Below are 13,953 nucleotides of genomic sequence, written 5' to 3'. Positions count from 1 at the left end.
ACTAACATAATTAACCATCTATAGTATATCGCAAAAACAGTAATTACATTATTAAATAACAATAATATATTTCTGTATTTATTAAAATTTTATAAACGATAAAATGTATAGGATTTATTTGTTATACTAAATATCAGTAAGGATGAATTTTTCATGATAACTAAGTTAATTAGGCATAAGAATTGAATATCTTATGCGAAAAGAAAGGAGATTATATAGTATGAAATGGGTATGTGCAGTATGCGGTTATGTTCACGAAGGAGATCAGCCCCCGGCAGAATGTCCTATATGTCATGCACCTGCTGACAAGTTCACAAAGCAGGAAGGCGAGTTAACATGGGCAGCTGAGCATGTTGTAGGAGTTGCTAAGGGTGCTCCGGAAGATATTATGGAGGATCTTCGTTCAAACTTTAACGCCGAGTGTTCAGAGGTTGGTATGTATCTTGCAATGAGTCGTCAGGCTTACAGAGAGGGTTATCCTGAGGTAGGCGATTACTATGCTAAGGCTGCCTGGGAAGAGGCAGAGCATGCTGCTAAGTTTGCAGAGCTCCTGGGAGAGGTTCTTACAGATTCAACAAAGAAGAATCTTGAGATGAGAGTTGATGCAGAAAACGGCGCAACAGCAGGGAAGGTAGATCTTGCTAAGCGTGCCAAGGCGCTTGATCTTGACGCTATCCACGACACCGTACATGAAATGGCGCGCGATGAGGCGAGACACGGAAAAGCGTTCAAGGGACTTCTTGACAGATATTTTAAGTAAGATAAAATTAGGAATTTATAGGAAAAATTATAAGAGAGAATCAATGTCAGTCTACGTTGATTCTCTCTTTTTATGTACTTTCATATTGAAAATTTGTTATTTTTCGGATTATTCAGGAATTCTTTTTCAAAATATTAGCACGGGCACGTCCAAGCATACCGGTAGCTATGCTGTAATCAATTCCTTTGCAGGAAGAAGGAGACTTATGAAAATGCCTTTTAAAAGCCTTGGAAAAAGTAAAGGTATCGGTGTAGCCGACAGCTTCTGCAATTTCAGATATGCTAAGTCTGCTTTCGGATAAAAGTCTTATTGCCATCTTCATTCTGTAGGTCAACAGATATTCCTGAAGAGAGTAGCCGGTTGCTTCCTTGAATAATCTTGTGAGATAACTTCTGTTCAGACCAAGGGAGATAGCAATGTTCTCAATCTTCACATGTTCGGAATACTTAAGCTGAATATATGAAATTACGTTCTTAACATAAAGAAGCGAGTTTTCATAATTATCCTCCGGCTTATTTTGCGAATTCTCGATCATATAATCACATATTTTATAGAGTGTACCTACGCAATAATACTGCCTTGCATAGTTATCCAGCATATCTTTTGCAAGAGCTTCAATCTTGTCTGCGCATGCTATGGGAGTATATACCGGGTGAGATGCATTTAGTCCGGCTTCTTTTAGAATTTGCGGAATTTTCGGACCACCGATATGGAACCAAATGTATTCCCAGGGATCATCTTTATCAGCTTGATAAAATGTTCTGGTATCCTGAGGAATAAGAAAAATCTGATGAGGGCCAACATCGTATTGTTTTCCGCCAAGCCTTATTATTCCTTTGCCGTTTAGTACAAAATGGATAATAATGCGGTTTTTTACGAGATGTTCGTAAGAATATAAGGGCTCACACTTGTTGGTACCCATCTCATAAAGGTAGAAATCATCTGAATCTTCATAGTTAACGAATTTACAAAAATCACATCCAACAAGCTCTTCAGCCATACCATTCCTCCCATGTCAAAATGTTACTTAAAAGTATATAGTAAAAGTCAAATTTTGACATCAAAAAATCAAAAAATGCCATTAGTTTTTTTGAACATCGATAATAAACTAAAGGTGTCTTTATCTGATTGCGGATGTAGTTTATCAACTGACTTAAAGAAAGGCTTTACGAATGAATATTATTTGTAATAAATCATCCGGGCATTTTCATTTGTATAACGACAGAATCAGCTATATCATTGCCGTTGCCCCATCCGGGGAACTTACCAACATTTATTTCGGAAAAAGGATTCATGACAGGGATAATTTCTCATATGTAATTTTTCAGATGGGAATGCCCAATATTGCGGTGGATGCTGATACAGAGAGCTATTCGATGGAACTTAACCGTCAGGAGTATCCATCCTTCGGAACAACAGATTTCGGAATGCCTGCCTTTGAGGTAGAGACCGAAAACGGATCAAGAATCAGTTCTTTTGTATACAAGAGCCACAGCATTTACAAAGGTAAAAAAGAGTTAACAGGACTTCCCGCAACATATGCCAATGAGGAAAAGGAAGCCATGACTCTTGAGGTACTTCTTGAGGACGAGCAGGCCAAAATTGTACTTACGCTCTTCTATACTATTTTTGATAACTATCCGGTTGTAGCAAGACATGCGGAATTTAGAAACGAAGGAAAAGATACGGTCAAGCTGACAAAAGCACTTTCCTGCTGCTTGGACCTTCCCGACCAGAACTACGAGATGATGCAGTTCACCGGTGCGTGGGCAAGAGAGAGAATACCTGAGGTCAGAAAACTGACAAACGGAATAACAGCTGTCGAATCCAAAAGAGGGACTTCCAGCGCCAATTTTAATCCTTTTGTAATCATGAAAAGGCCTAAGACCGACGATTTTTCGGGAGAAGCTTTTGGATTTTCATTTGTTTACAGCGGAAATTTTATTGCGGCAGCTGAAGGCAGCACATACGGGAGACTCAGAATTGTAATGGGTATAAATCCCGAGAGATTCACATGGATACTTGAAAGCGAAGAAAGCTTTGTAACTCCCGAAGTTGTTATAGCACATACGGATCTAGGCCTTAATGATTTAAGCAGGACATATCACAGACTTTATAACAACAATCTGGTAAGAGGAAAATGGAAAAACAGGCCGCGTCCTATCCTGAATAACAACTGGGAAGCAACCTATATGGACTTCACGGAGGAAAGTATTCTGAATATCGCTTCCAAAGCAAAGCAGGCAGGTGTTGAGTTATTCGTGTTAGATGATGGTTGGTTCGGAGAAAGAGACGACGATTTTGCAGGTCTCGGAGACTGGGTAGAGAATCCCAAAAAGCTTCCCCAGGGGATGGCAGGACTTTCCAGAAAAATCAATGCTATGGGACTTGATTTCGGCTTTTGGATCGAACCGGAGATGGTAAATCCAAACAGCAATCTGTACAGAAGACATCCTGAGTGGGTGCTTGCCGTACCGGGAAGAAAGCCCTCACTTGGAAGACATCAGCTTGTGCTGGATTTTTCAAGAAAAGAGGTAGTTGATTACATATACAACATGCTTTACAAGGTAATAAGCGGAGCATCCATAAGCTATATTAAGTGGGATATGAACCGGCCGTTAACGGAAGTGTTTAGCATGGACAGTCCACCGGAAAAACAGGGAATGATCTATCACAAATATGTTTTAGGAGTATACAGTCTTTATACTAGGCTGATAGAGACATTTCCTGACATATTGTTTGAATCCTGTTCATCCGGCGGAAACAGATTTGATGCGGGTATGCTCTATTATGCGCCGCAGGCATGGTGCTCTGATAATACAGATGCTATAGACAGACTTCGGATCCAGTATGGTTCATCTTATGGATATCCGATAGTTTCGATAGGCTCCCATGTATCGAATGTCCCGAATCAGCAGACAGGGAGGAGTACTTCCATAGCGACAAGGGCAAATGTTGCATATTTTGGTACCTACGGATATGAACTTGATCTTAACGAGATAAGTTCCAAGGATTTCGAAGAGGTCAAAGAACAGATTGAGTTTATGAAAAAATACAGAGAACTTATCCAGTTTGGCGACTTTTACAGACTCAGATCGCCCTTTGAGACAGATCAGACAGCATGGATGGTGGTATCAAAGGATAAGAAAAAAGCCATCGTAGGGTTCTACTGTATGAAATCCAATGTCAATACTCTCCCGGGATTTCTCAGACTTGCAGGACTTGATGAAGAAACCCTTTACAAGATGGAAGACAGAGAATATTACGGCGATGAACTAATGAATATGGGTATAACACTTTCAGAGTTCTATAACAAAGGTTTTACAATTTCAGAGGACTATTCATCCTTTGTAAGCGTTATTGAAGCAGTATGAGTAAATCGATATCACAAAATGACATCAAAACTGCACAAAAGAACATCCACATTAAATGCCTTATTGTTTATGATTGAATTGCAATCAGGAGAAGGCTATTTAAGGTATTGGCAGATTAAAACTATTGTATTAGGAGGAAAAAAGTAATGAAAAAGAAAGCACTCGCTATTTTGCTAACTGCTGTTACTGTAGTTTCAATGATGGGTTGCGGAAGTTCATCTCCTGCGACAACAGAAGAAGCACCTGCAACAACGCAGGAAGCATCTGCAGCAAATGAAGAAGCTCCTGCAGATACTACCGAGGATGAAGCTGAGCCTGAAAGTATCGGAAGTAGTGTTGAGGGTGAATTATCAATTACCATATGGGATGAAGGACAAAGACCCGGCCTTCAGGAGATTGTAGATGACTGGAGTGCTCAGTCAGGAGTTAAAGCAACTATACAGGTTGTTGACTGGAATAATTATTGGACACTTCTTGAAGCAGGCGCTACAGGAGGGGAACTTCCTGATGTATTCTGGATGCACTCAAACGTAGCACAGAAATACATGGAGAATGATCAGCTTCTTGATCTTACAGACAAGATCGCAGCCAGCGATAAGATAGATATGGCTAACTATTACGAAGGTATCGTAAAGCTTTATCAGTCAAACGGAAAGCAGTATGCGGTACCGAAGGATATAGATACAATTGCTCTTTGGTATAACAAGACAATCTTTGATGAGATGGGTGTTCCTTATCCCGATGACACCTGGACCTGGGCAGATTTTGCTGAAAACGCAAAGAAGCTTACAAATGATGAACACTGGGGATATGCAATTGCTCCGGGTAACAACCAGGAGGGTTACTACAATACCATTTATTCATACGGCGGATATGTAATCAGTGATGATAAGAAGACCTCAGGAATGGATGATCCCAAGACTATAGAGGCAGTCAAGCTCTTTACGGATATGATAGCTGAGGGTTCATGCCCTGATCTTGCAACAGTATCCGAGACAGCTCCCAATGAGCTTCTTCAGGCAGACAAGGTTGCAATGTCAATCAACGGTTCCTGGATGCTTGCAGGTTATCGTGACAACGAATACACATCACAGAACTGTGACGTAGCAGTTCTACCTTACACAAATTCACCTGATGACCGCGTTTCCATCTATAACGGACTTGGATGGGCAGCAGCAGCTAATACAAAGAATCCTGATGCTGCATGGTCACTTATCGAGTACCTCGGTTCCAAGGAAGCACAGATCAAACAGGCAGAACTTGGCGTAACAATGTCTGCATACATAGGAACATCCGATGCATGGGTTAATTCCGTACCGGCATTCGATCTTAACGGACATATGAAGATGCTTGATGCTAAGCTCGTATTCAGACCTTATTCAAGAGATACAACTACCTGGGAAGATATGATGATCGAGAAGCTTCAGGATGCATGGACAGGAGAGAAGCCTGTAGATGAAGTATGTAAGGACATCGCTGCTGAGATGAACGCAGATCTTGCAGAGGAGTAATGTATATCTGAGCTCTTAAAGAGAGATAGAAAAAGGGGCGCGCTCGGGGAAAAGCCCCGGGCGCATCTTTATTTGTAACAGCCATGGTATTACTAATAACGTATTTTGAGGAGAAAGCTGTGAATAAGAAGTTTACTTCAAGACAGAAAAGTGAGTTTATATGGGGATGGTTATTTATTCTTCCTACAATGCTTGGATTGTTTATTCTGAATATCTATCCGATGATTGATACTATAAAGCAGAGTTTTTATAAAACGGGAGATTTCGGAAAAGGCAACAAATTTGTCGGACTTGCGAATTACCAGAAGGTCTTGGGAGACAGTGAAATCTGGCAGACTTTATGGAATACAGCAAAGTATGCAATTGTGGAAGTTCCTCTATCACTTGTTATAGCTCTTTTGCTGGCGGTTTTACTAAATAAAAAGCTCAAGGGAAGAGATGTCTTCAGAACAATATTTTTCCTTCCCATGGTAGTTGCTCCGGCAGCGATAGCAATGGTATGGAAGTGGCTCTACAACTCCAACTTTGGACTTATAAATAATGTATTCCATATAAAAGTCAATTGGATTTCGGACCCGAATATCGCAATTTATTCGATTGCTGCAATCGGTATATGGTCAGTTATAGGATACAGCATGGTACTTTTCCTTGCAGGGTTGCAGGAGGTTCCAAGTGACTACTACGAGGCGGCATCTCTTGACGGTGCAAATGGATGGCAGCAGCTTATAAACATTACGATTCCGCTTATATCTCCGACGATTTTCTTTGTACTCGTCACAAGAATTATCGGGGCAATGCAGGTCTTTGACCTAATATATATGATGATCGATCTGAATAATCCTGCGTGGAAAAAGACGCAATCACTTGTATTTTTGTTCTACAAGTATTCTTTCGAGCAGAGTAAAAAGGGATATGGTGCAACCGTTATAGTTGTCCTTCTGGCAGTTATACTGGTCCTTACAGTGATTCAGCTGATTGGTCAGAAGAAATGGGTTCACTACGAATAAGAAGGAGACAGCAATGAAAAGAACACTGACAAATATAGCTATTTATTTAGTTCTGACAATTGTATCAATCACCATGCTGGTACCCTTCTTGTGGATGTTTCTGACAGCTTTCAAGACTACTGCGGAAACAATGCAGGTGGATCCTTTTATAATTGTTCCAAGGGTATGGCAGACTCAGAATTTTAACAACGTAGTATATGCTATGGATTTTGTAAAGCTATATATCAATACACTTTCCATGGTTGCTCTTCGTATTCTTTTTGCTGTTGTTACAGCGAGCCTCAGCGGCTATGCTTTTGCGAGACTTAATTTCAAGGGCAAAAATATTATGTTTGCGCTGGTACTTTTGCAGATGATGATACCTGTACAGATTTTTATCATTCCCCAGTACGTAATGGTGAGTAAACTTCATTTAACCAACTCGGTAATGGGACTTGTTTTTCCGGGAATTGTATCTGCATTCGGAACATTTCTGTTAAGACAGGCTTATATGCAGCTTCCGAGAGATCTAGAAGAAGCTGCAAGGCTTGATGGGTGTAATATTCCTCAGACATTTTTATATATAATGTCTCCGCTTACAAAGTCGGCAATGGTAGCACTTGGAATATTTACTGCGGTATTTGCATATAAGGACCTTATGTGGCCTATGATAGTTTGTCCTGATAACAGAGCAACCACACTTGCAAGTGCACTCGCAAAGATGAACGGTCAATATTCACAAAAATACCCTGAACTTATGATGGCGGCTCTTATTTCCTGTGTGCCGATGATCCTGATCTACATTATTTTCCAGAAACAGTTCATAGAGGGTATAGCAACTTCAGGCGGTAAATTGTGATGAGTGATAAACAACTTAAGATTGTATCCATAAATGATATGGATGCGGTATATATAGTATCTGCAAAGGGACAGGTTTCTTTTTCGGTAGTGCCAAAAAACTATAAGAACCCCGCATGGGAAAAAGGAGGACCTGATCCCCTTGTACAGATTTCCTGTCTGGGCGATTCGACCTCTCTTGGATTTGCTGCTGGGATGACCAGACATAATTCGGGTATGACCATGTCGTTTAAATTCGTATCGCAGGAATGTGCAGAAGAAAGTGATCATACAAAAATCGTGACCACCATGACATCAGCCGAAGGTATAAAACTACAGCATATTGTTATAGGCAGTAAAAAGTCACGGGCACTTCGTGTTTATACGAAGGTGATTAATGATACCAATGAAGATATCACTTTAGAGGCATTGTCATCAATGTGCCTTTCCGGGATCACTCCTTATGCAGATGATGAAGCTACGGGAAGGCTTGTTCTTCACAGGTTCAGAAGCAGATGGAGCGCAGAAGGACGTCACGTTCAGGATTCGATTGAGGATCTTATGCTCGAGCCGTCATGGGCAAGATTCGGTGTCAGATGTGAAAAGTTTGGAACTACAGGATCAATGCCTGTCAGAGGTTTTTTCCCATTTGCAGCAGTAGAAGATAAGGAAGCCGGAGTGATATGGGGAGCCACTCTCGCCTGCTCCTGTTCATGGCAGATAGAAGCTGTCCGTATGGATGAGAATTTAAGCCTAACCTGCGGACTTGCAGATTATGAATTTGGTCACTGGAGAAAGATTATAAAATCCGGAGATACTTTTATTACTCCGGAGTGTTACTTAACAGTATCTTCCGACAACTTTGAAACGGTATGCGACAGACTTCTGGATGTGCAAAAGGATAAACTTTCAGACGAGCAGAGAGTATCGAAACTCCCTCTTGTTTTCAATGAGTATTGCACCACATGGGGAGAGCCAAGCGAAGAGAACATTGAAAAAATCCTATCGGTTATAAAAGGAAGGGGCTATGACTATTTTGTTATAGATGCAGGCTGGTATGCTGATTCTGTCAAAGGCTGGCAGGACAATATGGGAGACTGGAGGGTTGCGGATGACCTTTTCCCCGGAGGAATTAAAAGAGTAGTAGAGAAGATAAACGATGCAGGCATGAAGGCAGGCATATGGTTTGAACTTGAGGTAGTAGGTAAGGATTCGGATTCGGTATCGGATGAAGAGCATCTGCTTACGAGAGACGGAAAGATCATAATTTCCGGAACCAGAAAATTCTGGGATATGAGAAACAAGTGGGTGGATGATTATCTCACAGCTAAAGTAATAGACTTTTTAAATGAAAACGGATTCAAATATATCAAAATTGATTATAACGACACAATAGGTATAGGCTGTGACGGAAGCGATAGCTACGGCGAAGGCTTAAGAGAATGCATAGAAGGGACCAAGAGATTCTATAAAAAGATACGTGAAAATGTTCCGGGTATCGCCATTGAGGTCTGCTCATCAGGAGGGCACAGACTAGAACCCGGATTCATGGAACTGGCAGATTATCTATCTTTCTCGGATGCCCATGAGGAAAAAGAAATACCGGTTATTGCAGCTGATCTTCAAAAGCTTATTTTGCCATCAAAAAGTCAGATATGGTCTGTGCTTCGAAAAACGGACGAACCAAAGAGAATCGCATATTCGATATGTGCCGGGATGTACGGAGTACTCTGCATCTCCGGAGACGTATTTGAACTAAGCAAGGAGCAATGGGAACTGACCGACAGGGGCACAAATTTCTATAAAAAGACAACACCGGTTATCGCAAAGGGTGTCACTCAAATGTTTGGACCTTTTCAAAAATCGAACCGGGCACTCAAGGATTATCAGGCATCACTGAGATATGGAGAAAGCGGAGAAGCCCTTGCTATTGCTCATGCCTTTGAACATAAGGACAGATTATTAGTTGAGATTCCTTTGAAAGAAGGCTATGAGATCACGGAGATTTATGAAAGTGGTGATCACAAGATAAGGATGCAGGATTCCCGCCTGTTAATAGAGTTTGAAGAAAATTTTGATGCTGTAGCAGTACTTTTGAAAAAAGAAAAATAAAGAATCATCCCAATATAAGGAGGACACAGATGCTTAAAGGAATTCCGCCTATTTTGTCCCCGGAACTACTAAAGGTTCTATGTGAGATGGGACATACAGATGAGATAACAATAGCTGACGGCAATTTTCCGGGTCATACCTTTGAAAAACCGGTGATAAGACTTGACGGACATGGAGTTCCGGAGATACTTGATGCAATTCTTCAGGTGTTTCCGCTTGATACCTATCCGGATCAAAACGGACAACAGATTGCACCATGTATGCTGATGTCCCTTGAGCCAGGTGATGTAGGAAAACTGGATACACCTATATGGGATGAATATAAGAATATAGTTTCAAAATATGATAAGCGAGGGGCACAGGCCTTTGAAGAAATCAATAAGTGGAAATTCTATGACAGGACAAGAGAGAAATCCTGCTGTGTGGTAATGACTTCGGAGAAGGCGCTGTATGCGAACATTATTCTGAGAAAAGGAGTTGTATAGGGAGGTAAAAAATGGCTGTAAAGATGAGAATGAAAGGAGCAATTCTGCCCGGTAATTCGACTGTGGAACTTAAGGAGTTTGATGTTCCAAAGCCCGGGTACGGACAGGTTGTTATTAAGACAAAGGCAACAACAATTTGCGGAAGCGATATCCGCTGCATTTACAGAGAACATACCGGTAAAGGTGCTGAAGGCTACATTCCCGGAATGATAGCAGGACATGAGCCTTGCGGTCTTATAGTGGAAGAGGGAGAAGGACTGAGAAGATTTAAGAAAGGTGACCGCGTTATTGTCTACCACATCTCCGGCTGCGGAGTATGCAATGACTGCAGAAGAGGTTATTACATCTCCTGCACAAGTAAGTTTCGTGCTGCTTATGGCTGGCAGAGGAACGGAGGAATGGGAGAATACATCCTTGCAGATGAGAAGGATCTTATTGCTCTTCCGGATGAGTTAAGTTACAAAGATGGTGCCCAGGTTGCCTGTGGATTTGGAACCGTATATGAGGCTATAGAGAAAATAGGCATAAGCGGAAATGATGCGGTTCTCGTTACGGGTCTTGGACCTGTTGGACTCGCCACACTTATGTTGTGCAAGGCTTTAGGAGCCAATCAGCTTATCGGTGTTGAGATGAATGATTACAGAATCGAACTTGCCAAAAAGCTGGGTCTTGTAACAGAAGTATTTAAGCCGGGTGACGACACTCTTGATAAGATTATTGAGGCTACAGGCGGAAGGGGAGTAGAGAAAGCAATCGACTGCTCAGCATCTGATCCCGGAAGACAGCTTGCGATACGTGCAACACATTCTTATGGGAAAATAGCTTTTGTCGGAGAAGGAGGTACATGTAGCTTTAATCCCAGTCCTGATATAATTCACGGACAAAAAACAATATACGGATCCTGGGTGACATCGCTGTGGAGAATGGAAGAACTTGTTGACAGGCTGGTTCGTTGGAAGATACATCCGGATGAACTGATAACCCATGAGTTTTCCATAGATGATGCAGGTGAGGCTTATGCGCTTATGGCCTCCGGACAGTGCGGTAAGGTTGCAGTAATTTTTGGTGATCAGGACGAAAAGTAAAGGAGTACCGGCATGAGTGAAAAAATAGATATAGAAAAGGTACCCTTCAGAAAGCTATATACCGGAGCGGTTATGCCTGCTATGGGACTTGGTACTTTCGGCTCTGATAAATATTCTCCGGATCAGATATCGGAAGCAGTATACGGCGCAGTAAAAGCAGGCTACAGGATGCTTGATTGTGCATCGGTATATCAGAATGAGAGTCAGATAGGAGAAGTTCTCGAGCGCCTGTTTTCAGAAAAAATCGTAAGCCGCAAGGAGATGTTTATTACATCAAAGGTATGGAATGACCAGCATAGGGAAGTTAAGAAAGCATGCTCAAAAAGTCTGAGTGACCTTAAGCTGTCATATATCGATTTATATTTTGTGCATTGGCCGTTCCCGAATTATCATGCGCCGGGTTGCGACGGGGATTCCAGAAATCCGGATTCAAAGCCCTTTTCCGTAGAAGAATTCATGGATACCTGGAAGCAATGTGAGGAGCTTGTGGATGCAGGAATTGTCCGTGCCATAGGAATGTCCAATATGACTGTTTCAAAGCTTGAAAAGGTTCTTCCATTATGCAGAATAAAGCCGGCTGCTCTTGAAATGGAATGTCATCCTTCATTCCAGCAGCAGGAACTGTTTGATTATGCAGTGTCACATGAAATAATACCCATAGGCTTTTGCCCCATAGGGTCACCAAGCAGACCTGAAAGAGACAGAACATCAGAAGATGTTGCCGACACAGAGCTGGAAGAGGTTTTGACTGTAGCCAAAAACCATGATATACATCCTGCTGTAGTATGCCTAAAGTGGGCTGTGCAAAGAGGAATGTGCCCCATTCCGTTTTCAGTTAAACAGCCTCAGTACATCTCAAATCTGAAATGCACGACGCAGGATCCGCTTACTGATGAGGAGATGGAATTACTAAAGAAGGCAGAAAGAAACTGTCGATTGGTTAAGGGACAGGTATTTTTGTGGCCGGGAGCCGAGGATTGGACACAGCTGTGGGAATGAAATAAATATAATGATTCAAGAAGGTGCGGAAATGTTTTTCTGTGCCTTTTTTTGTATGCGTTGTCACAGATGGCGGAAGATGATAAATTTAGATTAGTATTACTGCATAAAAAATAAGCATGATGAAACATAGGAGCAGAGTAGAAAGAGGGCAGAATTATGAGTTATAAAATCGGAATAATCGGTGCAATGGAAATAGAGGTCGAAAGCCTGAAAAAGAAAATGACGGTGTCAAGAACACTGACTAAAGCAAACATGGAGTTTAATGAAGGAAAAATCGGAAATACCGAAGTAATCGTTGTAAAAAGCGGAATCTGTAAGGTGAATGCGGCTCTGTGCGTACAGATTCTTGTGGATGACTTTAAGGTAACCCATGTGATTAATACAGGGGCAGCAGGCTCACTTGATGCAAAAATAGATATCGGTGATTTCGTTGTATCAACAGATGCAGTTTATCATGATGTGGATGCCACAATTTTCGGATATAAGAAGGGTGAGATTCCTCAGACAGGATGTCTGGCATTTCAGGCTGATGCATGGATGGTGGAGAATATCAGGAAGGCAGCAGATACTGCAAACATTACAGGAAAACTGTGGGATGGAAGAGTTTGCTCGGGAGATCAGTTTATTTCGGATAATTCCGTTAAGGATACGATTAAGAAGGAATTCGATGGCCTTTGCTGTGAGATGGAGGGCTGCGGAATTGCTCAGGCCTGCTTCCTCAACAAGATACCTTTTGTAATACTTCGTGCTATATCGGACAAGGCAGATGGCAGCGATATAATGGATTATCCTGAGTTTGAAAAGAAGGCAGCAAAGGACAGTGCTGCACTTACCGAAGCTTTTATTATGGCTATTTAACCATAGAATAAATGCATTTTTACAGTCTATACTGACTGGGAGTACAGCCCAGTTCTCTTTTGAAATATCGATTGAAGTGATATATGTTGGTAAAGCCGCATTGCTCGGCGACATCCGACACACGAAGTTCTTTGTTGGTAAGGAGATGCTTGGCCTTATCAATTCTGGCTGTGATGAGATCATCCTTGGGACTTGTGAAGAAAAAGGTCTTGTAATAATGATAGAGCTGACTTCTCCCAAGGTGTGTCTCTTTGCAGATTTTTTCTATATTCCATTCCTCTGAACATCTTTGAAGCATATTGATTCTGAAGGCTGAGAGAAATGAGTATATTCCGCCACCTTCCTCTAAAGGCGCGGGACTAAATATACTTCGCTCCGCAGATATTAGTAGTTCCATGATAAGAAGATCTATCATACGTTCTTTTCTCGACTGCTTTGAAAGGTATTCAAATTGGATACGCCGCAGGCAGTCGATGATAGCTTCGTCATCATTCGGGTGGAAAAGCGTGTTCATCGGTATCTGAAGACCGCGGATTTCTTCTGGATCACAGGTAAAGTGGACAAAGGAGTTCGAAAAAGAAGACACGGCCTGATAGTACTGCGGATGTCCCGGAGTAAATAATATACAATCACCTGATACCGCAGACTTCTGGACAAGCCTTAGACCGTCTCTTTCAACTGTTTCATATCCTGCATTATGCCTATTTTCTGAGCCTGCAGGAAAATAAAAGGTCATAGGCGAAGTCAGATGTAAAAACAAATAATCGCCGCTGCCGTCAGGTCTGTATATTATATCTTTGTCGGGATTGCGGTAATTATAACCGCAGTAATCAGTTCTAAACATAAATCCAATGCCTCACGAATAGAAAGTATTAAAATCTATATCAATAATTCTAAATTTACACCGGACAAAAAGTCAATAAAAATGGATTAAATAACATTT

At 41.5% G+C, this 13,953-nt stretch carries 12 protein-coding genes; 10 read left to right on the top strand and 2 right to left on the bottom strand.

The genetic code is table 11. The annotated features are described in order from the left end of the window. The first annotated feature begins 220 nt into the window (after positions 1-220). The gene (locus tag BLR42_RS15955; RefSeq protein ID WP_091871192.1) at positions 221-760 is read left to right on the top strand and encodes an NADH peroxidase; all 540 of its coding nucleotides are present in this window, start codon (positions 221-223) and stop codon (positions 758-760) included. Positions 761-872: 112 nt separating this feature from the next. Here BLR42_RS15955 and BLR42_RS15950 read toward each other — a convergent pair whose 3' ends face one another. Then, the gene (locus BLR42_RS15950; protein ID WP_091871189.1) at positions 873-1,760 is read right to left on the bottom strand and encodes an AraC family transcriptional regulator; all 888 of its coding nucleotides are present in this window, start codon (positions 1,758-1,760) and stop codon (positions 873-875) included. A gap of 172 nt (positions 1,761-1,932) precedes the next feature. On the opposite strand from BLR42_RS15950, the gene BLR42_RS15945 reads away from it, so the two are divergent. From BLR42_RS15945 to BLR42_RS15905, 9 genes are all read left to right on the top strand, one after another. Beyond that, positions 1,933-4,134 (top strand): alpha-galactosidase, encoded by a 2,202-nt coding sequence (locus tag BLR42_RS15945; RefSeq protein WP_091871186.1) that lies wholly within the window; start codon positions 1,933-1,935, stop codon positions 4,132-4,134. 146 nt (positions 4,135-4,280) lie between these two features. Continuing rightward, entirely contained in the window at positions 4,281-5,645 is a 1,365-nt protein-coding gene (locus BLR42_RS15940; protein WP_091871183.1) for an ABC transporter substrate-binding protein, read from the top strand. Positions 5,646-5,764: 119 nt separating this feature from the next. Then, the gene (locus BLR42_RS15935; protein WP_242879377.1) at positions 5,765-6,652 is read left to right on the top strand and encodes a carbohydrate ABC transporter permease; all 888 of its coding nucleotides are present in this window, start codon (positions 5,765-5,767) and stop codon (positions 6,650-6,652) included. A 13-nt stretch (positions 6,653-6,665) separates the two neighbouring features. Then, on the top strand, positions 6,666-7,490 hold the full coding sequence (locus tag BLR42_RS15930) for a carbohydrate ABC transporter permease (protein WP_091871177.1): 825 nt from the start codon (positions 6,666-6,668) through the stop codon (positions 7,488-7,490). Continuing rightward, a complete protein-coding gene (locus tag BLR42_RS15925) occupies positions 7,490-9,580 on the top strand; it encodes an alpha-galactosidase (RefSeq protein ID WP_091871173.1) in 2,091 nt (696 codons plus the stop codon). Before BLR42_RS15930 ends, BLR42_RS15925 begins: the two co-directional genes overlap by 1 nt. Before the next feature lie 29 nt (positions 9,581-9,609). After that, positions 9,610-10,065, top strand: coding sequence for an RbsD/FucU family protein (locus tag BLR42_RS15920; protein ID WP_091871171.1), 456 nt, complete (start codon positions 9,610-9,612; stop codon positions 10,063-10,065). Between the two features lie 11 nt (positions 10,066-10,076). Then, positions 10,077-11,150: a zinc-dependent alcohol dehydrogenase family protein gene (locus tag BLR42_RS15915; protein ID WP_091871168.1), complete on the top strand. Its 1,074-nt coding sequence runs from the start codon at positions 10,077-10,079 to the stop codon at positions 11,148-11,150. Positions 11,151-11,162: 12 nt separating this feature from the next. Further along, a complete protein-coding gene (locus BLR42_RS15910) occupies positions 11,163-12,149 on the top strand; it encodes an aldo/keto reductase family protein (RefSeq protein ID WP_091871167.1) in 987 nt (328 codons plus the stop codon). Between the two features lie 159 nt (positions 12,150-12,308). Beyond that, positions 12,309-13,010, top strand: coding sequence for a 5'-methylthioadenosine/adenosylhomocysteine nucleosidase (locus BLR42_RS15905; protein WP_091871164.1), 702 nt, complete (start codon positions 12,309-12,311; stop codon positions 13,008-13,010). A gap of 19 nt (positions 13,011-13,029) precedes the next feature. Here the strand turns inward: BLR42_RS15905 and BLR42_RS15900 are convergent, their stop codons facing one another. Then, positions 13,030-13,854 carry a helix-turn-helix transcriptional regulator gene (locus BLR42_RS15900; protein ID WP_091871161.1) on the bottom strand — a complete coding sequence of 275 codons (825 nt, stop codon included), beginning with the start codon at positions 13,852-13,854 and terminating at the stop codon, positions 13,030-13,032. Between the last annotated feature and the right edge of the window lie 99 nt (positions 13,855-13,953).

Origin of the sequence: Butyrivibrio sp. INlla16, assembly GCF_900104155.1 — a bacterium.
Lineage (GTDB): Bacteria > Bacillota > Clostridia > Lachnospirales > Lachnospiraceae > Butyrivibrio.
The sequence above is the reverse complement of the archived record's forward strand: the minus strand, read 5'-3'. Positions and strand labels throughout refer to the sequence as shown.